Below are 24,266 nucleotides of genomic sequence, written 5' to 3' on the forward strand. Positions count from 1 at the left end.
GCGGAAAATGTTTGTCTTATTAATTCTTTGGTAAATGGATAATTTGTGCCGAATGTTGTATTTATATACAGAAATCCGGTTTTCAGAACTTCTGGCCACCATATTTAAGCCTGTTTACGTTCATCAGGATTAAATCTTTCACCGAATACAGTTTACACGCATGAAGCTTTTGCTTATTGAAGATGAACCCAGTGTGATATCGCTTATTCAGCGGAGCCTTTCTGCTTCGGGGCACGAAGTTACTGTAGCGATGGATGGACAGTCCGGATTGCAGATGGCACTTAATTATGCGTTTGACGTCATCATTCTGGACCTGATGATCCCGGTGATGAACGGAATGGAAGTATGCAGAAAGCTCAAAAGTGCGCAGTCCGTTATTCCCATCCTGATGCTGACGGCGCTTGGAACGACTGAAAATATTGTGTCCGGACTGGATGCGGGGGCGGATGATTACATGACCAAGCCGTTTAAGCTGGCGGAGCTGGAAGCACGGCTGCGCACGCTTGCAAGAAGAGGAAAAGAACCCGAAAAAGAAAAAAATGAAGGCATACTGAGCCTTGGCGATCTGGTGCTGGATAAAATCACGAAGTCGGTGCGGCGTGGAAAGCATGCGATTGATCTGACGGCAACGGAGTTCAGGCTGCTCGAATACCTGTTGTCCAATACGAACCGGGTTCTGAACCGAATGGAAATCCTTGAAAATGTCTGGGATATCAATTTTAACCTCGGTACCAACGTTGTGGATGTTTACATCAATTATCTCCGGAAGAAAATTGATAAAAACCATTCTGTAAAACTGATCCATACCGTATTCGGAATGGGATATGTAATTCGGCAGGCCCATGACGATACAAAATAAAATTGCTCTGATTTTTACGGTTCTTTCTGCAGGGATCATTCTGGCGCTCAGCATTTATATCTACATATTTGCTTCGGAAAGCATTTCCGGCAGTTTTTACCACCGCTTGGAAGTTCGGGCGGGAATCGTCGGCCATGCGGCGCTGGAAGAAAACAAGTCCAAAACTTCCGTTTACTACGATTTCAAGGAAAAGCACCTTGGCGATCTGCCCTTTGAAAATCATCATGTGATCCATAATGTCAACAGTGCAAGGGCCGGAAACATAAAAAGCAGCCTGCATTTGCCGGAATCTTTTTACAGCCAGATCCGCTTCGATACGCCTGCACGGTTTTTCAGAAGTGACACTTCCTATGTGGGAATGAAAATAGCCAAGGGCGATAAAAATGTTCTGGTTCTTTCCACGGCTGTGGATGTGTTCGGACTGGCGGAAATGGAAAATCTTAAAAACCTGCTAGTCACCGGATTCCTGATCTCGATGTTCTTTGTGTTTACGTTCGGAAAATTGTTTTCCGCACAGATTTTCAGGCCGATCCGGCTGATTATCAGAAATGTCAAAGGCATTAACGCGCACAATCTGCATCAGCGGCTCGTGCCGAACGGCAGCAACGACGACATATCGGACCTTTCCAAAACATTCAACGACATGCTGGACCGGCTTGAAATTACGTTCGAAGTGCAGAACAATTTTGTCAGCAATGCATCGCACGAACTGAAAACGCCCCTGACTGTGATCAGCGGCGAGGCGCAGATCGGTTTGTCCATACCCGGTCTTCCGCAAAATGCCATCGATTCATTCCACACCATTTACCGGGAATCGGAAAGGCTGGAACATCTCACCAACAGCATGCTGAGCCTTGCGCAGACAGGCTTTGACGGCAAAAAAGAACAATGGGAAGAGCTCCGTATCGACGAACTTATTCTGGATGTGAAAGAAGCTGTTGACAAGATTATTCCTTCCAATCATGTGGCGATCAACTTTGATCACCTTCCGGACGACGACCAGAAGCTGATTCTGAATGGAAATAAAACATTGCTGAAAGCTGCATTCTCCAACATCGTGCTGAACAGCTGCAAATACTCCGACAACAAACCTGTGACTGTGATTATAAAAGCCGATCACACGTATGCAATCGTGGAAATCACCGATGAAGGCATCGGCATTCCGGACCGGGAGATCAACCAGATTTTTGTGCCGTTTTTCCGTGCCTCCAATACCGAGAAATACAAAGGTTACGGCATCGGGCTTCCGCTGGCGCACAACATCATCCGGATGCATCAGGGAAAAGTGGATGTGCACAGCCGTGTAGACGAAGGAACGCGGTTTGTTACTTATCTGCCGTTCAAGTAACCGTACTCTTCTTATCGGTTTCTAATTTTCTTATTTCATTTTAATAAGTCTCTTATCGTATTATAATCCGGCTCTTAGCCAGGGTTAATGTCAGGATCTTAACATTGTATTATCATTCAATGCATTGTTAACCAAACCATCATGTCATGAAAACGATCCTGTTGCCCAGTGATTTCAGTATGGAATCCATTCAAGTAGCTGAAACCGTTGTGAGAGAAAGCAGCGAAGATTTGCGTCTGGTTTTTACACATCTTTTTCACGTTGCAGACGATATCCAGGATTTGCTGTTTTCCAGTTACCGGGAAAAAGAGTACGAGCTGGTTCCGGAGGAATTTTATCATGAATGCCGGATTCTGAAAGACCTTTATTCCAAGAAACTCCTGAGTATAAAAGTGGCCTTTTATTACGGCAACAAACTGGCTTCCTTCAAGAATTTCCTCGATTATCATCAGGCCGACTGCATTGCATATTCGGAAAGCTACGGCATTCCGAAGCTCAAAAAAAGCAGCATTGAAGCCCTGCCTGTTCTTAAAAAATGCGGGCTTCCGCTGCTGAATACGGACCTGATCGCTGATTCTGCCCTTTTTACTGCCGGCGGAATAAGCGGATCAAAGTAAAACCATTCATTCCAAAGCAACTTAAATCATGCTGTTAAAAAACAACATTCCCATCGGGTACATATTCGGAAAAATCAAATACGAGATTCTGTTTGTAACCATTTACGGTATTGCCATTGAGGTTATTTACCAGAATTTTCACATCACCAACATCTCGATCCCGATGACAGTACCGACAGTATTGGGTACAATCATTTCACTCCTGCTTGCATTTCGCTCCAATCAGGCGTATGACCGCTGGTGGGAAGCACGTATCATCTGGGGCGCTATTGTCAATGACTCGCGTTCTTTTGCACGTCAGATTATTTTCCTGATGGAAGATCCCTTTCAGCCGGAGCATATAGAAGCTTTCAAGCACCGCATCATCAAAAGGCAGATTGCATGGTGCTACGCGCTCGGAAAAGGCCTGCGCAAGGACGATCCCATGCCGCTCATCCGTAAGTTCGTGTCCGAAGAGGAATGCGAATACCTGAAAGACTACGATAACAAGCATGTAGGATTGCAGCAACTGCATGCAAGAGACCTTAACAACGCGCTGAAACAAGGCTGGATCAATCCTTATCAGCAGATCGAGATCGACCGCACCATCACGCGCCTTTGCGATGCCATGGGAAAGTGCGAAAGGATCAAGAACACCGTTTTTCCGTCCACGTACGGACTTTACATCAAAATGGCGCTGCATTTCTTTATTCTGCTGCTGCCGTTCGGACTTGTACAGTTATTCGGATTTCTGATGGTTCCCGTTCTGATCGTGATTACGGCCTGTTTTTTCCTGATCGAAAAAATGGCGATTCACCTGCAGGACCCGTTCGAAAACAAGCCTACGGATACGCCGGTACTGACCATTTCCAGAAACATTGAACGCGATCTGAAGCAAATGATGAAAGACAAGCACGTTCCGTCAGCTTACGAGCCGGATGCTTTTTTCATTCTTTAAACAACCGGCAAAAGGGCCGGGACGATGGTTACAGATTGTTCATTCTGGTTAATCCGTTCTGGATGCCGAGCAGAATGTTGTAATCGTCCTTGACCCAGTTGCCGGTTGCGAATTTCTTGTGAGTGCCTGTGCGCAGATAAGTTTCAAAGATTTCATGTGCGCGCAGTGCATCTTCACGGGAATAAAAGTTGTCGATCCACGATTGCGGGATCTTTTCAATGGAAACAATTCCGATGCCTACATTGTAAAGCTTGATAATGCCTTCAGAAAATTCCCAGGAGATGTAATCCTGCTCTCTGATTTGTGCCGATTTCAGAATGCAGAGATTGTGTGCAATGTAATTGGTAAGCCTTTCATGAATCTGTTTTTCATTTTCTGATTCCGTTGGCTTTACTCTCCACTGATTGTTCGCCGCATAATAGGGATCTTCCTTGTATTTGTCCAGGCTCCTTCCGTATTCGGCGAGTGACATGCTGTTTTCAGGCGAGAACACCAGTGTTACCAATCTTTTGCCCGTCGATGCAAGATCAAACAGAACTTTCACTTCTTCGGTTTTCCGGTTGGATGTCAGAAAAACAGATTCCGAATCTTCATCGAACACCCATTTCCCTGAAACATAACGGCCATCGTTGGTAACCTGCGTGTAAGTGCTGTCCGGAAAAAACGACAGCAGAAATTCTTCTTTCTGTTTTTCCGGGGTGAAAGAATTGCCGTGCCCGTTTTTTGTCTCGCTAATGCCGGTGAGCCGCCAGGTTCCTTTCAGGTTATTTTTACCCGCAAGCGCATAATATTCCGCACTTCCGCTTTCGATCTCATCCTCATCGGCATCTGTATCGGTGCGGTAAAGAAAGCCGTGATGATCCATAACCGTAATCAGGATCAGTAAAAATATAAATTTGACAACAGTCATCTGCAATCCGTGTTGAATGAAGCGGGAAGCCGGTTAGTGAACAATATGGTTATAACATCTTTCCTGAAAATAAGTTATATATTTTTAAGCCAAAATGATTCAGGCAGGAATTTTATCCTCTTTCCGCTGCCTGATCATAAAAGGATGTACCCGAAAGTTGACAAGTTATTTCCCCAACCGCTATGCTGCATGACGCATATTCGGTATATTCGTCACCTTTGAAATTTACCGTTACTGAACAAAACTTACGACCGAATGCAGCAGTCGGATTCACGATTTTTCCTGTTGATCCTGTTTATTTTTCAGATTTATAATGCCAATAGTCAGTCCGGCACGAATGGGAACAAGCCGTGGCTCAAAGAATACCATGAGTACAAGGCGTACGGCGGCGTTTATGTGGTCAAAAAAGTAAATGTTCCGTGCCGTGATTACGAGACGTTTCTAACCGATCAGGATGGTAAAAAACTTACGCCGGCCTTTCGCGACATCGGCGATTTCTCAGGCAGTCTTGCCGAGTTTGTTCCCATGCCTTCGGATTCGCAGAAACACGCACTTCACGGCTTTATTAACCGGCAGGGCAAAATCGTAATTCCGGCCATTTACCACGCAACGGACAAATTTTACAAAGGAAAAACATGGGTTATTTATCCCGCCGGCAAGCAATACGGGCTTTCCTACATAGATACTACGGGAAAAACGATTTACAGGATTCCGATTGAACAATTTAAAAACGACTTCCTGATTTCCGATGCAAGTGTCGACCACGTGTGCAGCCACGATTGCCGGGAAGATATCTTATGGTGGAAAAAGAACGAGCTTTTTATCCTCAACTGGAATTTCAGCCCGTTTATCGAACGTGAAATCACGGGTTCAAAAGGGATTTATCATTTCAATTATAAAGGCAAATACGGCATCATTGATAAAAACATGATCCTGCGCATACCCGTTGCGCTCGACGACATTGACCCTACTTACAAGTATTCCGGCCAGGGCATGGAAAGGGTTCAGTACTGCGATAAATACGGTTATATCAGTCCGTATACGGGTGAGCTCATCGTTCCGTTCCAGTTTTCCGAAACCCGCAAACCAACGGCGGGATTGTTCTGGGCAAAAAAGAACAACAAATGGGGCGCCATCGACAAAACGGGAAAAGTGAAAATAAACTTCCTGTATGACGAAGCAACGGGTTTTACTTCTGAAAACCGCTCTGCAGTTGCCATTAACGGCAAATTCGGGCATATCGACAAATCGGGAAGAATACGCACGCCTTTGAAATACGACTTTGCTTCCTATTACAACAACGGCCTTTCCATGGTCCGTATCGACGACAAGTACGGCTACATCGATACGACCGGCCGGTTTGTGACTGAAGCCATTTATGATGAAGCCCTGCCGTTTGACCGGGTTACTACAACCGTAGAAAGGTCATGGCTGCGGTTTGAACTCTCGCTGGACGGAAAAGAAAAGTTTGCAGGCTTTTCCTACAAGCTGAACGCCGTTTTCATCCTGCTCGGACTGGCGCTTTTTATCTGGATCAACAACCTGTTTTTCAAGAGAGCCTGGCAAAAGGGAAACCTCCGTTTTCAGAAAAAAAGGTAATGCACCTTAAAATAATAATGCTTTCCATGCATGTACGTATGGCAGGACCAGAACGGATTCTGCCGACAAACCGATCTTAAACAGCATCAGCCGCCGGCATTCTGATTGGATGCCGGTTTTTTTGTGATTATATTTTTCCTTATTAATGGTATAAAAACAGTATTTTTTTGGAGTGAAGTTGCTTTTGAACAAAAACGAATATTCATTTTAAACATAAAACATATGCGCGCCTGCTGCCGAATTATGCTGGTACTTTTTGTTTTCGCCGCATCCATCCACGTTTTGCATGCCGAACAGCCGGAGACGTTGAAAATCGGAGCCCAGGCACCGGATTTTAACCTGACGGGCATTGACGGAAAAAAATATACCCTGAAAACCTTTGCCGCTTCTCCGGTTCTTGCCATTGTATTTACCTGCAACCATTGTCCCACGGCGCAGGCTTACGAAGAAAGGATCAAGAAACTGACTTCCGACTTCAAGGCAAGCAAAGTGGCGGTTGTGGCTATTTCGTCCAATGACCCGAAAGCGATCCGGCTGGATGAACTCGGTTATACGGACCTCAGCGACACCTACGAAGAAATGAAAGTGCGCGCAAAAGACATGGCCTATAATTTCCCGTACCTTTTCGACGGCGACGATCAGAAAACAGCGCTGGCTTACGGTCCTGTTGCCACGCCGCACATCTTCATTTTTGACAAGGACAGAAAACTGCAGTACAACGGAAGGATCGATGACGTGGAAAAACCCTCGGGAACGCCTAAAAATACGGATGCCAGAAATGCAATAGAAGCACTTGTTGCCGGCAAGCCCGTTCCGGTACCCACGACCAAAACCTTCGGCTGTTCCATGAAATGGATTTCCAAGGAACATGGCGTGCAGGACGAGCAGGCAGCCTGGGCCAAAGAACCCGTAACGCTGGAATCCATTGACGAAGCCGGACTTAAAGAACTGATTCAGAACAAATCGGACAAACTGAGGCTGATCAACGTGTGGGCAACCTGGTGCGGACCGTGTGTAACCGAGTTTCCTGATTTTATGACCATGCACCATATATACCGCCAGCGCGATTTCGAATTCATTTCCATCAGTGCCGACAATCCGGATAAAAAGCCGAAAGCACTCAAATTTCTTCAGGGAAAATTTGCCTCCAACAAGAATTACATTTTCAGTGTGGAAGACAAATACAAACTGATCGAGGCCGTGGACCCGAAATGGCAGGGCGCTTTGCCTTATACTTTGCTCGTGGAGCCGGGCGGCAAAATTGTTTATGCCAAACAAGGGCCGATCGATCCGCACCAAATGAAAAAACTGATTGTGGAAAATAAATATGTAGGCAGATACTATTAAGCCGCGGATCTGTTTCTGTAAAAAACTTTTAACCTGTAAAAATGAACAGTCAAGAAATTTCAAGACGTGCGTTCTTCGGCAAAGCGGCATTGGCAGCAACCGGAATTGCACTTGTATCCGTACCGACATTCGGAATGCCTGCGTACATCAAACGGCTCGGCAAGCCTAACTCTTTGTTTAACGGCGTGCAGATCGGAGCCATTACATATTCATGGCGGAGCCTTCCCGGAAGCGCCGAGGACATTCTGAAATACTGCATCGACTGCAACGTCAGCGCAATTGAACTCATGGGTCCGACTGCCGAACTGTTTGCCGGTGCACCTGAGGCACCGCCACGCCCGAACATGACGCCTGCAGCCAACGGCCAGCGCCCGGAACTGACGCCCGAACAAAAAGCAGCACAGGCAGAACACATGGCCAAAATGGCGGAATGGCGTGCAAAAGTGCCGATGGACAAATTCATTCAGCTGCGCAAAATGTACAACGATGCCGGCGTAAGCATCTATGCGTTCAAACCGTCGGCACTTGGCGTGAACAATACGGATATAGAGGCGGATTATGCTTTTCGTGCTGCAAAAGCGCTTGGCGCAAACCAGGCCAATATTGAACTGCCGACCGATCCTGCTCAGACCAAACGGCTGGGCGATATTGCTGCCAGAAACAAGGTTTATGTCGGCTATCACGGACACACGCAGCAAACGCCGACCTGGTGGGACGTGGCGCTCGGACAGTCCAAATACAACGCCATGAATTTTGATATGGGGCATTATGTTGCAGCCGGCTTTGATCCGCTTCCGCTGATCGAAACCAAGCACGAGCATATTGTCAGCATGCATGTAAAAGACAGGAAATCAAAAGAAAACGGCGGTGCAAACCTGCCTTGGGGACAAGGCGACACGCCGATTACGGCAGCACTCGAACTGATGCGAGCCAGAAAATACAAATTTCCTGCAACTATAGAACTGGAATACGAAATACCCGCCGGCTCCGATGCCGTGAAGGAAACCGCAAAATGTGTGGAATATGCACGCAAGGCGTTAGGCGCATAGATTTCGTTTTGTCTGCATGGTTTTCTTTGAAAATCGTGCAGACAAATACACGGGTACAGAATTTCCGTTTATTCCAATTTGAATCAGAGCGGCCGGTTCGCATAAACTGCGGATTACAGCCAAGTAAAATGATGCGCCGGTTGTATTTTATAAAAAGTAACAACCAAACATGTGCAATCCATGCAGCGCAGAACTTTTATAAAAAACACGGGAATGATGGTTGCAGCCAGTGCCGCTGTTACTTCACCTTTTACCTTTCCGAATCCCGAGGCCAAGAACAAGCTGCCCAAATGGAAAGGATTTAACCTGCTCGATTTTTTCTCGCCTGATCCTTCATCAGGCCGCAAGGCTACAACTGAAGAGCAACTCAAATGGATGAGCGACTGGGGATTTGATTTTGTCAGAATCCCGATGGCGTATCCGGCCTATCTGAAATTTGACCGGAGCCGCAACATTACACCGGATGAAGTTTACCAGATTGATGAACAGGCTGTGGAGCGTATAGACAAGCTTGTCTCCGCCGCGCATAAATACAACATGCACGTCAGCCTGAACCTTCACAGAGCGCCCGGTTATTGCGTAAATGCAGGATTTAACGAGCCTTACAATCTCTGGACCGATCAGAAAGCACTGGATGCATTTTGTTTTCACTGGAACATGTGGGCAAAAAGATACAAGAACGTCTCTTCCAAAAAGATCAGTTTTGACCTGCTCAACGAACCAAGTATGCGCGAGGATATGAACGATCAGCATTCCAAAAGAACATCGGTGCCGGGTGAGGTTTACCGGAAACTTGCATTGGCCGCATCCGAAGCCATCCGCAGGGAAAATCCCATGCACCTGATCATTGCAGACGGAAACGACGTAGGAACTTCCGTTATTCCTGAAATTGCCGATCTGGATATTGCCCAGAGCTGCCGCGGGTACCATCCGGGCATTATATCGCATTACAAGGCGCCGTGGGCGATGAAGGATACGGAAAACATTCCGGAACCAAAATGGCCGGGACAAGTTGGTGACCAGTACCTCAGCCGCGCCATGCTCGAAAAGTTTTACAAGCCCTGGATTGAACTGGTGCAAAAAGGCGTTGGCGTGCACTGCGGCGAGTGCGGCTGCTGGAACAAAACGCCGCATGCCGTTTTTCTGGCCTGGTTTGGTGATGTGCTGGATATTCTGACTACCAACGGAATCGGGTTTTCACTTTGGGAATTTGCCGGTGATTTCGGTGTCCTGGATTCCAGGCGTGAAGATGTCCGTTACGAAGACTGGCACGGCCATAAGCTGGACCGCAAGCTGCTGACGTTGCTGATGAAGTATTGATTTCGGACAGTTTGGTTTAACGTGAGTTGAAAGGGAATTTGGGAATTTATAGTCATTTGTTGTCATGGATTGTCAACTGGAACGCAGTCAGAATCTGGTTTGCGCATTTGAACGGACTTCTGCTTTGCTCAGTCCGACGGTAGGGTTGAATTTGAAACAAGCTTTTACTTCAGTTCGGCCAGCAAGGTGTGAAAGTTGAGGGCTTTGGTGTACATTTCTACGGTGCCGTCAGGCAGAAAATTCCATTTTTCCTTTGGCCGGTCCCAGTAAAGTTCCACGCCGTTATTGTCCGGATCGTTGAGATACAATGCTTCGGAAACGCCGTGATCGCTGGCGCCGGAAAGCGGGTATTCTGCCTTTTGCAGTCTGTCAAAAATAATGGCCAGGTCCTTTCTGGTGGGGTAAAGTATGGCCGTATGAAACAACCCGACGCCGTACTGGGAAGCGGCAGGAGCACCTTTGCTGTACCAGGTATTCAGTCCGATATGGTGATGATAACCGCCGGCTGATATAAAAGCGGCCTGTTCGCCGTACCGTGCCATGACCTCAAAACCCAGCAGTCCGCAGTAAAAACCGAGCGACCTTTCCAGATCAGCTACTTTTAAATGCACATGTCCGATTTGTGTTTGTGCCGGCACTTTGTAGTTTTCCAGTTCCATAAATAGGTTTATTAATCAGGATTTGACAATGAATTTACAGGATGTGGCGGTAAATAATTCCCGGTTACGTCTTTACAAATAAATCACCTTTCAACCAGATATCAAACGAATGAAGCGCCGAGAAGCACTGTCGTCTATTCTAGCTATTTCCAGTGCGGAGTTATTGCCTGCCAAAACGACCCGGAACAAAGAGCAGCCGTTTATTTATGCACTTAATATGAGTACCCTGCGCGGGCATCAGCTGGGATTCAGAAAAGAGCTGGAAGTGGCGGCCAAAGCAGGATACGGATCGGTTGAAATCTGGGTCAATACGTTGCAGGATTTTCTGAAAACAGGGGCCACGCTCGCGGAAGCCAAACGCATTATTGATGATCTGGGGCTGAAAGTGGAAGATGCGATCGGGTTTGCTACCTGGATTGTGGATGACAATACGGCACGGGTCAAAGCAATCGATCAACTGAAAATGGAAATGGAGCAGCTTGCGCAGATCGGTTGTCCGCGTATTGCCGCTCCGCCGATGGGTGCCACAACCGGCGATTCGCTTGATCTGGCCAAAGTGGCGGAACGGTACCGTACGATTCTGGAACTTGGCGATAAAACCGGTGTAGTACCGCATCTTGAACTCTGGGGTTTTTCCAAAAACCTGAGCCGGGTAGGGGAAATCCTGTACGTTGCCGTTGAATCCGGCCATCCTTCCGCACGGCTGTTGATGGACGTTTATCATCTGCACAAAGGCGGTTCGGGAAGCGAAAGCGTGAAGGCGGTCGGCAAGCCATTGATTGAAATATTCCATATCAACGATTACCCCGCAACGCCTGCACGCGAAGCCATTACGGATGCCGACCGGGTTTATGCCGGAGACGGCGTAGCCCCGCTCAAAGATTTGATGAAAACGCTTGTGAATCCGGAAAGGCCCGTAATCCTGTCTTTTGAGGTCTTCAATAAAAATTACTATGCACAGGATGCACTGGTGGTTGCAAAGACGGGACTGGCCAAAATGAAAAAGGTTACTGAAGGAATTTCCTGAGCGTAAATGACAGGAAGTAATTGCTGAAAATTAGTTGAGATTACAAATTTCTGTAATGAACTATAAGTAAATACTTTATAATCCTGACAGCCCGGAGCAGATTGCCGACAGCTGCCGAATTTGTAATAAAATGCATCATTTGCCTGTTTCCTGAATGGATGCAGGCAATTTCTTTTTTGTTTGAAAGTTTTTTAACGGATTTAACCAAAACAAATATGAGTGAAGTCAAATTTGATCTGAGCAATGGCCGGCGCGGTGCTTTTTACATAGAAGAAAACCATAAAAAAGCAGGTGAAATGGTCGTTGGCCTCAGTGAAACTGCGCTGACAGTTTATCATACCGAAGTTGTCCCCGAAATGGAAGGAAAAGGGCTGGCCAAACAAATGCTGGATGCCATGGTGGATTACGCCAGAACGCATGATCTGCAGGTTGTTCCCTTATGTGAATACGTGCATGTTCAGTTCAAGCGGCATCCGGACGAGTACAAGGATGTATGGAAAAAATAACCCGTTTGTAAAACAGCGGGTTATTTTTTGGCCGGTTTCGGAAGGTATACGATAAAAGTTGAGCCTTTTCCGAGTTCGCTTCGGGCTGTTATGTGACCGTAATGGTTCTGAACTACTTTTTTGCACAATGCCAGTCCGATGCCGGAACCTGAAAACTCGCCTCTTCCGTGCAGGCGCTGAAACATCTGAAAAATCCGGTCCAGAAACTTTTCATCAAATCCGATTCCGTTGTCGCTGATTTCAAGGCATGTATAGGAATGTGCTGCAAGTATTCTAGGAATATCGGCCATTTCGGATGCATCCGCGTCATGGGCGCTGATTTTAATAACAGAAACCTGATCGCGCTGCCTGTACTTGATGGCATTGCTGATGAGATTCTGCAGAAGCTGTGTAAGCTGCGGCCGGTTGCCCCAGACTTCCGGCAAGGATTCCACCGTTACGTGCGTTCCCTGCTCCTGAATCGAAATTTCCAGATCGGCCAGGACGGCATTTACCGTTTTTTCTAGCGGAACAGCTTCAAATTCGACTTCGCGCGTTGTGAGCCTGGAATAAGTCAGCAGGTCGTCAATCATCATGGACATTCGTTTGGACGCGTCCTGAATGCGGCCCAGCATAAAAACACCGTTTTCGTCCAGTTGCTTTGTATATATACTTTGCAGCCGGGAACTGAAAGATTGAATTTTCCGTAACGGTTCCTGCATGTCGTGGCTGGCAGCATAGGCAAACTGTTGCAAATTATTGTTGGAGTTGATCAGTTCTGTATTAGCCCTGTGCAGTTCTTCGGTCCGTTGCTGAACCCTTCTTTCCAGTTCACTGGCAAGCTGCCTGTAACGTTCCTCGCTTTTTTCAAGCGCCTGCAAAGATTTCACCTGTTCCGTGACGTCTACTGCCATATCCAGAATGGCATAGATTTCCCCTTCGGAATTCCGGAGCGGCTTGTAAGTATAGTCGTAGTAGAACGTTTGCAGAACGCCGTCCATAACAATATCGCCGCGTGCACCTTTTTCGGAATGGGCTTCTCCGGTCTGGAAAATGTTGTCAAGGATAGCCAGAAATGGCTGGCCTTCCAGTTCGGGCAATGCTTCGCGCAAAGGCTTTCCGATGACCGAATTTCCTTTTCCCCACAATTTCAGCATGGCTTCGTTGGGAATGTCAATGATCAGATCTTTCCCGACAAACAGTGACGTGGCCACAGGCGCCTGCTCGATCAAAGTCCGCAGGTGTTCTTCACTGGTCTTGATTTTCTGTTCCGATTCGATCCGGTCTGTAATATCCATGACGATACCGGAAAGTGAAATGGCTCTGCCAGCGCTGTCATAAAAATTCCTGCCAATGACCCGGATCCAGTGCACCGATCCGTTGTCCCAGATAAAACGTGCCTCATACCTGAGTTCGCCGGTCTGCTCTGCTTCTGCATAGGCGTCCAGCCGCGTCTGTACATCATCCGGATGAATGTGGTCTATAAATATATCCCGCGTGATCTGTTTATTTTCAGTGCCCGTCAGTATTCGGGCCATGGTCGGAGAATAAATGATTTCATCCGAATTCAGCGTAATAAAAAAGGAACCGGCGCCGGAGCCTTCTATGGTCATGGCAGCCTGCTGGTCTGCCCAAAGGATTTTCTGCTGGGTAGCAACTTCATCCGTGATGTCACGGCTCACACCTGCGAAGCGGTAAGACTGGTTATGGTTATCAAAATAGGCTTTTCCTTTGCAATGGAGCCAGCGCAGTATCCCGTCGGTTGCACCGATTGTTCTGTAACGAACGTCATAATCCTTTTTTAGTTCGGGGTCCAGCGCTTTTGCAACTGCTGAAACAACCCGTTCCCGATCTTCGGGGTGGATGTATTTCAGCACTGTTTCATAACTCAGGAATTCATCGTCAGGATTTCCGTACAGTTCGAGACAGCGTTCGTCAAAGAGCAGCATTTTGGTAACCGGGTCCAGGTTCCATGTTCCCAGATTGGCTGCTAGCATGGCGAATTTCAGGTTTTCCTCGCTTTCCTTATGCGCCTGCTCGGATTTCAGCTGTTCGGTAATATCCATCATGGATCCGACCATCCGGATGGGCTTGCCGTTGGACTGAATGGTGTAACCCCGGTCATGCACATGGGCGTATGAACCGTCAGCGCGTCTGAAACGATAGAAATCCGACCAGTTTGCCTGGCCCTGATCAATGACGAAGTAAATTTTCCTGATTACCTTATCCTGATCGTCCGGATGAATCCTGTCGAACCAGCAATCCGGGCCCGTACTGATCTGGCCGGGATCATATCCGAAGATGTGCTGCATGCCATCGTTCCACCATACGGTACTTTTTTCAAGATCCCAGTCCCATATTACATCGTGTGTGGCTTTTGCAACCAGTTCAAATCTTTCGATAGCGACCAGCAGATCATGCTCATGGCCGTTGATTGTTTTGCTAATTTTCATTTCAGAATGATCTGCATATACTTTGGCTTGTATAATCGGTAACAAGCGCAGGACAAACAATTATTTTCAGTAAAAATACTGATATTAATTATAATGCATATGCCGGGCACATATAGTAAAGTTTGAAACCGGCAGACTTTTGTTTTAAAAGAAACTTTTCCTTTTGCCAACCATAGGAACATATGAAATTGAAAATACCTCAATCTGTTGCTATTGCCCTTTTTTCGGTTGTAATGAGCAGCGCTGCCTTTACTGCCTGCGCACAGGTTGCGCTTTTTGATGGCAAGACGTTCAACGGCTGGGAAGGTGATACGGCCAAAACGTGGAAAATTGTCGATCAGGCACTAACGGGCGGATCTTTGACGGAAATGGTTCCGCATAATGAGTTCATCTGTACCCGCAAAAGCTACGCCAATTATATTCTGAAGCTGAAATTCAAATTTTCCGGTACAGAAGGTTTTATCAACGGCGGCGTTCAGTTTCACAGCGTAAGAGCCAAGGACCCAGCCTATGAAATGATCGGATATCAGGCAGACCTGGGAAATGGTTACTGGGCGAGCCTTTATGACGAATCCAGAAGAAACAAAACGCTGATCGGGCCGGATTCCGCGACGGTCAAAAAAATCCTGAAACCCAATGAATGGAACGAGTATGAAATCAGAAGCGAGAACGGGCACATCCGTATTTTTCTTAACGGCACGCAAACCGTGGATTACACAGAGCCGGACAAATCCATTCCGCAGAAAGGACTGATTGCCTTTCAGGTTCACGGCGGAGGAAAAGCCCTTATTGCCTATAAAGACATTTACATCAAAGAACTCTGAAAATCCATAAAATCATCACCGGAACATATTACAAAAAGCATCTCACGGTAACTATTAACGCCAGCATCCAAGCATTCTGCGGATAACGACAATTTCAGCCGTATGATAAGCATTGTGGTCTGCGATCAGCATGGCCTCGCACAAAATCGTCTGGCCGTCGCCCCATTCAATCGGGCTGAACAAGTCCGTCTTTTCATCTTGAAGAAGGTCGAAAAAACGCTGGCGCTCCTGTTTGATCTCGTTCAGGGCATTTTCCCATGTCTGGTCGTCAATATGTTCCACCGGTTCGGTCCAGTAATCGTCCGGCCAGGCCAGTTTTTCATGATCTTCGGAAACACAGAAATCAAGAATATCCTTCTGCGCAATCCGGATGTGTTCGATGAGCTGCCAAATGCTGTAAGGAAGGTTTTCGGGAATTACGGTACGCATGTTCGCGGGGAGTCCGGCAACGGCATCTTCCATGGATACGTGCGCATTCCCTTTTTCAATTAAAAATACCAGTTCACTGATTAATTTTTGTTGCTGATCATTTTCCATAGCAATTATGCTTATTTTAGTTTACTGTAATTGTTCTCAAATCCGGCCATTTTCATCATGAATCCTCATCGCAGGCATTTTATCAAAAGCGTTACGGCTGCTTCGGCATTGCTGGCTACCGAAAGCATTGCCAAGCCTTTCAGCATTATCAAGGATTTCAAAAAAATCAGTCCCAATGATAAAATCCGGTTTGCAACGATCGGAATGGGCATTCAGGGACACAGTGATACAAAAGCCGCTTTGCGGGGAACGCCGGATGCGGAATTTGTGGCAGCAGCGGATCTGTACGACGGACGGCTCACACGTGTGAAAGAGCTGTTCGGAAAAGCCATTTTCACAACCCGTGATTACCGGCAGATTCTGGAAAGAAAAGACATTGACGCCGTACTCGTGGTGACGCCGGATCACTGGCATGACCACATCACCAAAGCTTCGCTCGCAGCGGGAAAGCACGTGTATTGTGAAAAGCCCATGGTGCATCATATTCAGGAAGGGCCGTCTGTGATCGAAGCCTGGAAAAAATCCGGTAAAACCATGCAGATCGGTAGCCAGAGCATCAGTTCGGCGGCGTTCAAAGAAGTGAAAAGATTGTATCAGGCGGGCGAAATCGGGGAAATCAATTATGTCGAATCCAATAACGACCGCTTTAATGCCATCGGCGCATGGAATTACTCCATCCCGACGGATGCTTCTCCGAAAACGCTGGATTGGGACACTTTTCTGGGCGACGCGCCGAAAGTGCCTTTTGATGCCAAACGTTTTTTCAGATGGCGGAATTACCGGGATTACGGTACGGGCGTTGCAGGCGACTTGTATGTGCATTTGATTACCGGTGTTCATTTCGTGACCAATTCACTCGGTCCCGAGCGCATCTTTTCCTCCGGCGGACTGAGTTACTGGAAAGATGGCCGCGATGTTCCCGATGTAATGGTTTCCATTCTGGATTATCCCAAAACAGCAGTTAATGCCGGTTTTCAGATGGTACTGAGAGTGAATTTTGCGAATGCCGGTGCCATTGCCAACAATACAAGAATAATCGGAACCGAAGGACAGCTGGAATTTACGGAAGACCATTTGGTACTAACCAAAAGAAAACTGCCCCAAGCACCCGGTTTCGGCGGATATGACAGTTACAATACTTTTTCGGAAAGCGAGCAAAAAGAGTTTAAAAAACAGTACGATACGCAGTTTCCACAGGAAACCCGCAAGGCAGAACCTGTAAAGGAAATAAAATTTGAAGCACCGAAAGACGATGATGCACATGCCAGTCACTTTCGTGATTTCTTCGACAATGTGAAAAAAGGCAGCCTCGGTACCGTTGAAGATCCCGTTTTCGGCTATCGAGCCGCTGCACCGGTACTGGCGTGCAACGAAAGCTATTTTTCCAGAAAAGTCATTCACTGGGATCCGGTGGAGATGAAACTGAAGAAAAAATAAGCCGTTCAAACCGGTTGTGTGTAGTATAAAATCATAACTGGCATCCCTGTTCGCATAAAACACAGGAAGTAGAAATTCCCGCGCCGGAAACTTTATACGGTCAGAAACAAAATCCAAATCACCGATAATGAAATCCGTCGTATTCTCCTGCCTGTTTTTTGTAACTTCCGTTTGCACATTTGCCCAGTCCGGCAAAGTGCTGGACAATTTGTCGCTTCCGAGCAAACTGTTAAAATCGGAAAGAAAATTTGCCATTTACCTGCCGCCCGATTATGCGACTTCCGAAAGAAGTTATCCGGTACTTTATCTTTTACACGGTGCCGGTGACAACCATACGGGCTGGGTGCAGTTCGGCGAAGTGCTTAATATTGCGGACAAGGCCATTCGTGAAGGCACGGCAACGCCGATGATCATTGTCATGCCCGATGCGGATACGGGCAGAAGAGGCTATTTCAACGATGTAAAAGGCGACTGGCCGTATGAAGATTTCTTTTTTCAGGAACTGATGCCGTTTGTGGAAAAGAAATACCGGATCAAGGGTGAAAAGAAGTACCGCGCCGTAGCCGGGCTTTCCATGGGCGGAGGCGGCAGCTTCATGTACGCCCTGCATCATCCCGAGCTGTTTTCATCCGCATGTCCGCTGAGTGCCTCCACCGGTCCGATTACAATGGAAGATGCGAAAAAGAACCTGCTCAGGAACAATCCGAACGTGCAGGATTCAACCGTTGCTTCTTATTACAACAGACATAGTGCACTGGCGCTTATCAATAACATGCCGGATGATCAGAAAAAAGCAGTGCGCTGGTTTATAGACTGCGGCGACGATGACTTTCTGTACGAAGGAAACAGCCTTGTGCACATTGCACTCCGCAAAAAAGAAATCCCGCACGAATTTCGTATCCGCGACGGTGCGCATAACTGGACTTACTGGCGTGCATCGCTGCCAACGGTGCTGGAGTTTGTATCGCAGGCATTTCATCAATATTAATCACACATGAATAAAGAGCTACTTCCCGGCATCAGACAGTTTGATCTGACGGGAAAAACAGCCGTGATCACAGGCGGTTCCAAAGGGCTTGGCTTTGCCATGGCGGCCGGGCTGGCTTCTGCAGGAGCCGATGTAATGCTTGTAAACCGCAACGCGGCAGAAGGGCAGGCGAGTGCGGCTGCACTTGGCGAATCGTATGGAACGCGCATCATTGCCTGTGCAGCCGACATTACGAATGTGGAAGAAGCGGATGGCATGGCTGCATTCGCCGCAGAAACTTTCGGGAAAATCGATATTCTGATCAACAGTGCCGGTATTAACATCCGCGGTGCAATTGATGCGCTTTCTCCTGCAGATTTTAACCATGTCATGAATGTGAATGTAAACGGCACGTGGCTTTCCTCGCGTGCCGTTACGCCTTATATGAAGCAGCAGAAAAGCGGCAGGATCATTAATCTGGCCAGTACGCTCGGGCTGGTCGGGCTGGAAAACCGCACGCCTTATACTTCCAGCAAAGGAGCCGTTGTACAGATGACGCGTGCGCTGGCGCTGGAACTCGCCCCTTTTAACATTCTGGTCAATGCAATTTGTCCGGGTCCTTTCCTTACCGAAATGAATCTTCCGATGGCAGACAGCGAGGAAGCCAGGAAAATCCTGAACACAACGGCACTTCAGCGCTGGGGCAATTTACGGGAAATTCAGGGCGCCGCCATTTTTCTTTCCAGCGAAGCTGCAAGTTATATGGTGGGGTCTATTCTGACCGTTGACGGTGGCTGGACTGCGCGCTGAAATTGTAATTTATCAGGATTTGTGCAAAGAAGACGAAAGCAGAAGTAACCCTAAGTATATACAAAAAATTTAAAATGTAAATATTTCTTTTTTAAATATAATAAAATAGTAAAGTTTGTAGTTATTAAGACAGCATGGAAGATTTTGCTTTGTTCAGGGATTTGAAAGCAAAAGGCGGGAACAGAATTGATAAAATCAACTTAAGTCTGTTAATCATTTTATTTTATTGCCTCCCATCATTATACAAGCGTTAATCATCCTTTAATACTTGTTCTTTTCCAAGAAAGCATATTCAAAAAACGCGATTGCTTGTTTATGTAAATAATTTCATATCTTTTTGTACAGATGGATCATTGCAATCCAGATCAGATCTGAGCCGGTAATTTTCAGCGCAAGGCTCAAATCACACCTGATTTCCTTTATTTATTACAAAAATTTTTACGGTAATCACTGCGGCTACGGCAGAATTGGACATTTCGTTTTTTTAGTTTAATTAATTGTGTAAAATAGACACTAAACCTTTATGAAGCCTACATGACAGCAAAAAGTGAACAATGGACCAAATAGGATTTTTTTAATTTTTATTATTTTTTAACTATTTACAATCAAGCAATCTATGGGGATTTTTAAAATCAGCAGGGACCGGACCTCAACCCGGTACTTATTTTCGCTTTTAATGACCATGTGTGTCATGACTGCGGCATTTGCTCAGGATGTTACGGTGAAAGGGAAAGTAAACGATGAGCAGACGCAGGGATTGCCGGGAGTAAGTGTGGTGGTAAAAGGAACATCGGTCGGTACGGTTACCGATCTGGAGGGTAACTATACCTTGAATGCGCCTGCAACAAGTACCCTGGTATTTTCCTTTATCGGTTACGTTACCCAGGAAATACCATTGGGCAATAAGACCAATCTGGATGTAAAAATGCTTTCCGATACCAAAGCACTCGAAGAAGTAGTGGTTGTGGGTTATGGAACGGCAAAGAAAGCTACCCTTACCGGCTCGGTTACAGCTGTAAAAGGAGCGGAACTTCAGAAAGCGCCGGCTGCCAACCTTTCCAATACATTGGGCGGCCGTCTTCCGGGCGTTTCTGCCGTACAGTCCAGCGGTGAGCCGGGCTATGACGGATCAGCGATCCGTATCCGGGGTACGAACTCGCTGGGTAACAGCAATGCACTGATCGTTGTGGACGGTGTTCCCAACCGTAGCGGTGGATTGGACCGTATCAATCCTGCTGACATTGAAAGTATTTCCGTTCTGAAAGATGCCGCGGCTGCTATTTACGGTTCGCGTGCAGGAAACGGGGTAATCCTGATCACAACCAAGCGCGGAAAATCGGGCAAGCCGCAACTTGCCTATGACCTTAACCTGGGAATGTCCCAGCCAACCCGCACACCAACCATGTCGAGTGCGCAGGAATATGCAACAATCCGTAACGAGTTGCAGATTTATGACAACCTTCCGGTAGGACAATGGGGTGGTGCCTTGCAAGGCTTCAATACAAACGGAACCTACAAAAGAACAGATAACGGAAACGTGCTGAATTCGGTCTTTACACCGGATGATATCAATAAATTCAGCAACGGTTCTGATCCTTTACTGCACCCGAATACAGATTGGTACGGCTCGGTAATCCGGAAATGGGCACCACAGCAACGCCACAATCTTCAGTTGACGGGCGGAAGCGAAAATATCCGTTACCTCGCGTCACTGGGACACATCAATCAGGAGGGGAATTATATCAACTCCGCAACAGGTTACAAGCAATATGACATGCGTGTCAATCTGGATACCAAAATCAATAAATATGTAAATGCAAATCTTGGAATAGCATTACGTGAAGAAGATCGCCGTTTTCCGAATGGCGGCGGCGCCGGTGATATTTTCCGTATGCTGATGCGCGGAAAGCCGACTGAAATTGCCATCTGGCCAGACGGACGTCCGGGTCCGGATATCGAAAACGGACAAAACCCCGCTGTGATTACGACCAATACAACCGGTTATAACAATGACAAAAGGGATTATATCCAGACCAACGGAACGCTTGAAATTCTTGTTCCGGGCGTAACCGGTCTGAAAGTAGTTGCCATGGCTGCTGTGGACAAGCAGGTACGTCGTCAGAAATCGTTTCAGAAACCGTGGACTTTGTATTACTGGGACAAAACATCCTTTGAAGCCGATGGAACAAGCCCGCTGCTGACCGGCTCGGTTCGTTCTACATTCAATGATCCGCGCCTTACCGAAACTGCATCGCAGGAACTTTCCATACAGCTTACCGGTCAGGTTTCGTATGAAAAATCGATTGGGTCGCATAACTTCAATGTAATGGCTGGTATTCAGCGTGAAAAAGTGGATGCCGACGGTTTCTTTGCATACCGCCGCTACTTTGTATCACCGATCGTGGATCAGCTGTTTGCCGGCGGAACGCCTGAGCAGAATATCGGAAACTCGGGAACAGCTACATTAAACGGTACAACCCTTAACAACACCGATCTTTACCAGCGTGCCCGTTTGAGCTATTTCGGTCGTGCAGGTTACAACTTCAAAGAAAAATACCTGGCTGAATTTCTCTGGCGTGTAGACGGTTCCTATGTATTTCCAAAAGACGGCCGTTTCGGTTTCTTCCCGGGTATTTCTGCCGGATGGAGAATTTCGGAAGAAGAATTCTGGAAAAACAACATCAACTTCCTGAACAATGTGAAGTTGCGCGGATCGTGGGGACAGATGGGAGCGGAGCCTTACTTCCTCGGAACCGAAATCCTTGCTGAATACCAGTACCTTTCCACAATGGGATTTGGTCAGTACGTGATCAACGATCAGGTTGCCAAGACGCTTCTTGAATCACGTGTAGCAAACAACAGCTTTACTTGGGAAGTAGCAAACAACAGCAACTTCGGTATTGAAGGAACGCTGTTCCGCGACAAGGTTTACTTCGAGTTTGACTATTTTGTGAATAACCGTTCCAATATCCTGATCCCGAAAACCGGTTCCACGCCTTCATCTGCGGGTATCGACGGCAAGCTTCCTCCTCAGAACCTTGGAAAACTGCAGAACAAAGGATGGGAATTCAAAATCGGATATGACGGAAGCGTAAATGACTTTACTTACTCTGTGAGTGTAAACGGAGGTTATGCCAAAAACCAGATCAAATTCTGGGATGAAACGCCGGGCAACCCGCCATACCAGCAGACAACCGGTATGCCTTACAATTCATTCCTGGCTTATCAGTACGACGGTGTTTTCAAGGATCAGGCAGAAATTGATGCCAACACCATTGATTACAGCGCTATTGCAGGGTCGCTTCGTCCCGGTGATATGAAGTTCAAGGACATCGGCGGCCCGGGACCGGATTTCAAACCGGATGGCAAAATCACAGCTGATGACAGACTTCGTTCTGACAAAACCAACCGTCCGCGTTTCACAGGAGGTGCAAACTTCAACTTCGGATACAAGGCATTTGACCTGGCCATTTTGTTCCAGGGAACCATGGGCGGTCTTCAGTACATCGGTCAGACAGAATCCGGCGATATCGGAAACTTCCTGAAATATGCGTACGATCACCGCTGGACCATTGACAATCCAAGTTCTGTAGATCCGCGTCTGGCCAACCGTAACAATACTTATTATACAAACAATGATATTGCCGGCGCCAACACTTATTTCATCAGAAGCAACAATTACCTGCGTCTTAAAAACATTGAGCTGGGCTATAACCTGCCTTCTGAAGTAGGAAGCAAGATCGGTTTGAGCAATCTGCGGATTTATGTAAACGGACTGAATCTTTTCACCATTGACAAGATCAAGATCTGGGATCCGGAATCCACTTCTTCAAACGGACAGTATTATCCGCAGTCAAGAGTTCTTAACGCAGGCGTACGTGTAACTTTCTAAGATCATAACATGAAATTGAATTATAAAAGCATACTATTTTTTGCATCACTGGCCACAGTCGGGCTGGTGTCCTGCGACACGGAATTTCTGGACGTAACGCCACCGAGCGAGATTGCAAGCGAGCAGGTCTGGACCGACGGCGCACTTTCAGAGGCCTTTGTTACCGGTATTTACTCCGGTCTTCAGCAGGGTGGTTTCAGCGAGCAGATGCTGGCCTCGCTCACTGACGAAGCGGTTTTCACGCATACGGGCCGCAACATCAACACGGTCAACGAAGGAAGTCTGAGCCCTTCCAACCTGGGCTGGGTGGACGATACCTACGGATGGAGCCCGATGTACCAGCGCATACGCTCGACCAACATCGCGATCCAGAACCTGAAAACAGCCACTTTCACTGATGAGACGCTGAAAAGCAGGCTGATGGGCGAGGCTTACTTTCTGAGGGCCTACTACTACCAGCAGCTGGTGCGCTACTACGGTTCTGTCCCGCTGATCACCAAGGTATACGATTTGAACGAGGATTATGCCGTAGCCCGCAACACCTTTGAGGAATGTGTGAGCTTCATTGTGAGCAATGCCGACAGTGCGGCCATGCTGCTGGAAGGCAAGACGCTGGTCAAAGGCCGTGCGACCAAAGAAGCTGCGCTGGCACTTAAATCCCGCATCCTGTTGTATGCGGCCAGTGACCTGCACGACATCCCGACTGCGAAGGCCAAGTCCAGCGTGATCGCTGCTTATGCCAAGCCTGAGTTTCTGGGGTATCTTTCCGGCGACCGCAAGGCACGCTGGCAGGCTGCACAGGCTGCAGCCAAGGCGGTCGTGGACCTGACGGCGAGCCGGGGCTACAAGCTGAACCTGACTGCGCCGGTAAGTGCTGCGGAGGGCAAGCTGAACTACATCTCCATCTCGATGGGGGGCGGAAGCACAGACAAGACCCTGGACGCATCGGCCGGAAACGAGATCATCTTTGGCCGCTACTTTACGCCGAGTTTGAGCGAAGGTGCACGCCAGACGGGTCTGAACAACGGTCCGAACGGCTACCACAACTGGGCAGGCAACACGCCGATCGGCCTTCTGGTGGATGACTACGAGATGATGGACGGAACGCCATTCAACTGGACCAACCCGGTTGAGAAAGCCAGTCCTTACGCCAACCGTGACCCGCGTTTCTATGCCACGGTGCTCTATG

At 47.4% G+C, this 24,266-nt stretch carries 20 protein-coding genes; 16 read left to right on the forward strand and 4 right to left on the reverse strand.

All coding sequences use genetic code 11. The annotated features are described in order from the left end of the window. Positions 1-160 precede the first annotated feature (160 nt). The 4 genes from FEM55_RS12300 (at position 161) to FEM55_RS12315 (ending at position 3,761) form a co-directional block, all read left to right on the forward strand. Positions 161-859 (forward strand): response regulator transcription factor, encoded by a 699-nt coding sequence (locus tag FEM55_RS12300; RefSeq protein WP_138281609.1) that lies wholly within the window; start codon positions 161-163, stop codon positions 857-859. Further along, positions 843-2,207 carry a HAMP domain-containing sensor histidine kinase gene (locus tag FEM55_RS12305; protein ID WP_138281610.1) on the forward strand — a complete coding sequence of 455 codons (1,365 nt, stop codon included), beginning with the start codon at positions 843-845 and terminating at the stop codon, positions 2,205-2,207. The genes FEM55_RS12300 and FEM55_RS12305 overlap by 17 nt, the downstream gene beginning before the upstream one ends. 146 nt (positions 2,208-2,353) lie before the next feature. Beyond that, entirely contained in the window at positions 2,354-2,824 is a 471-nt protein-coding gene (locus tag FEM55_RS12310; RefSeq protein WP_138281611.1) for a putative universal stress family protein, read from the forward strand. 28 nt (positions 2,825-2,852) lie between these two features. Beyond that, entirely contained in the window at positions 2,853-3,761 is a 909-nt protein-coding gene (locus FEM55_RS12315; RefSeq protein ID WP_138281612.1) for a bestrophin family protein, read from the forward strand. A gap of 28 nt (positions 3,762-3,789) precedes the next feature. On the opposite strand, the gene FEM55_RS12320 is transcribed toward FEM55_RS12315, so the two are convergent. Beyond that, positions 3,790-4,671: a hypothetical protein gene (locus FEM55_RS12320; RefSeq protein WP_138281613.1), complete on the reverse strand. Its 882-nt coding sequence runs from the start codon at positions 4,669-4,671 to the stop codon at positions 3,790-3,792. 255 nt (positions 4,672-4,926) lie between these two features. On the opposite strand from FEM55_RS12320, the gene FEM55_RS12325 reads away from it, so the two are divergent. The 4 genes from FEM55_RS12325 (at position 4,927) to FEM55_RS12340 (ending at position 9,986) form a co-directional block, all read left to right on the forward strand. Next, a complete protein-coding gene (locus tag FEM55_RS12325; protein WP_138281614.1) occupies positions 4,927-6,270 on the forward strand; it encodes a WG repeat-containing protein in 1,344 nt (447 codons plus the stop codon). 222 nt (positions 6,271-6,492) lie between these two features. After that, positions 6,493-7,617 (forward strand): redoxin domain-containing protein, encoded by a 1,125-nt coding sequence (locus tag FEM55_RS12330; protein WP_138281615.1) that lies wholly within the window; start codon positions 6,493-6,495, stop codon positions 7,615-7,617. Between the two features lie 41 nt (positions 7,618-7,658). Then, the gene (locus tag FEM55_RS12335; protein ID WP_138281616.1) at positions 7,659-8,666 is read left to right on the forward strand and encodes a sugar phosphate isomerase/epimerase family protein; all 1,008 of its coding nucleotides are present in this window, start codon (positions 7,659-7,661) and stop codon (positions 8,664-8,666) included. A 180-nt stretch (positions 8,667-8,846) separates the two neighbouring features. Continuing rightward, the gene (locus FEM55_RS12340; protein ID WP_138281617.1) at positions 8,847-9,986 is read left to right on the forward strand and encodes a glycoside hydrolase family 5 protein; all 1,140 of its coding nucleotides are present in this window, start codon (positions 8,847-8,849) and stop codon (positions 9,984-9,986) included. A gap of 164 nt (positions 9,987-10,150) precedes the next feature. Here the strand turns inward: FEM55_RS12340 and FEM55_RS12345 are convergent, their stop codons facing one another. Then, positions 10,151-10,645 carry a VOC family protein gene (locus tag FEM55_RS12345; protein ID WP_138281618.1) on the reverse strand — a complete coding sequence of 165 codons (495 nt, stop codon included), beginning with the start codon at positions 10,643-10,645 and terminating at the stop codon, positions 10,151-10,153. Positions 10,646-10,754: 109 nt separating this feature from the next. On the opposite strand from FEM55_RS12345, the gene FEM55_RS12350 reads away from it, so the two are divergent. Further along, positions 10,755-11,672: a sugar phosphate isomerase/epimerase family protein gene (locus FEM55_RS12350; RefSeq protein ID WP_138281619.1), complete on the forward strand. Its 918-nt coding sequence runs from the start codon at positions 10,755-10,757 to the stop codon at positions 11,670-11,672. Positions 11,673-11,887: 215 nt separating this feature from the next. Next, positions 11,888-12,178 carry a GNAT family N-acetyltransferase gene (locus FEM55_RS12355; RefSeq protein WP_138281620.1) on the forward strand — a complete coding sequence of 97 codons (291 nt, stop codon included), beginning with the start codon at positions 11,888-11,890 and terminating at the stop codon, positions 12,176-12,178. A gap of 20 nt (positions 12,179-12,198) precedes the next feature. On the opposite strand, the gene FEM55_RS12360 is transcribed toward FEM55_RS12355, so the two are convergent. After that, the gene (locus tag FEM55_RS12360) at positions 12,199-14,610 is read right to left on the reverse strand and encodes a PAS domain-containing sensor histidine kinase (RefSeq protein WP_229209215.1); all 2,412 of its coding nucleotides are present in this window, start codon (positions 14,608-14,610) and stop codon (positions 12,199-12,201) included. A 182-nt stretch (positions 14,611-14,792) separates the two neighbouring features. On the opposite strand from FEM55_RS12360, the gene FEM55_RS12365 reads away from it, so the two are divergent. After that, positions 14,793-15,434 carry a 3-keto-disaccharide hydrolase gene (locus tag FEM55_RS12365; RefSeq protein WP_308420193.1) on the forward strand — a complete coding sequence of 214 codons (642 nt, stop codon included), beginning with the start codon at positions 14,793-14,795 and terminating at the stop codon, positions 15,432-15,434. Positions 15,435-15,488: 54 nt separating this feature from the next. Here the strand turns inward: FEM55_RS12365 and FEM55_RS12370 are convergent, their stop codons facing one another. Next, positions 15,489-15,971, reverse strand: coding sequence for a DinB family protein (locus FEM55_RS12370; RefSeq protein ID WP_138281621.1), 483 nt, complete (start codon positions 15,969-15,971; stop codon positions 15,489-15,491). 57 nt (positions 15,972-16,028) lie between these two features. On the opposite strand from FEM55_RS12370, the gene FEM55_RS12375 reads away from it, so the two are divergent. The 5 genes from FEM55_RS12375 to FEM55_RS12395 form a co-directional block, all read left to right on the forward strand. Continuing rightward, positions 16,029-17,408 carry a Gfo/Idh/MocA family protein gene (locus FEM55_RS12375; protein ID WP_138281622.1) on the forward strand — a complete coding sequence of 460 codons (1,380 nt, stop codon included), beginning with the start codon at positions 16,029-16,031 and terminating at the stop codon, positions 17,406-17,408. A gap of 127 nt (positions 17,409-17,535) precedes the next feature. Then, entirely contained in the window at positions 17,536-18,396 is an 861-nt protein-coding gene (locus FEM55_RS12380) for an alpha/beta hydrolase (RefSeq protein WP_138281623.1), read from the forward strand. Between the two features lie 6 nt (positions 18,397-18,402). Beyond that, a complete protein-coding gene (locus tag FEM55_RS12385; RefSeq protein ID WP_138281624.1) occupies positions 18,403-19,185 on the forward strand; it encodes an SDR family NAD(P)-dependent oxidoreductase in 783 nt (260 codons plus the stop codon). A gap of 691 nt (positions 19,186-19,876) precedes the next feature. Further along, positions 19,877-23,077 carry a SusC/RagA family TonB-linked outer membrane protein gene (locus tag FEM55_RS12390; protein ID WP_138281698.1) on the forward strand — a complete coding sequence of 1,067 codons (3,201 nt, stop codon included), beginning with the start codon at positions 19,877-19,879 and terminating at the stop codon, positions 23,075-23,077. A gap of 9 nt (positions 23,078-23,086) precedes the next feature. Continuing rightward, on the forward strand, positions 23,087-24,266 hold a 1,180-nt coding region (locus tag FEM55_RS12395), incomplete at its 3' end, for a RagB/SusD family nutrient uptake outer membrane protein (protein ID WP_138281625.1).

Origin of the sequence: Dyadobacter sediminis (assembly GCF_005860765.1) — a bacterium.
In the GTDB taxonomy this organism is placed as follows: domain Bacteria; phylum Bacteroidota; class Bacteroidia; order Cytophagales; family Spirosomataceae; genus Dyadobacter; species Dyadobacter sediminis.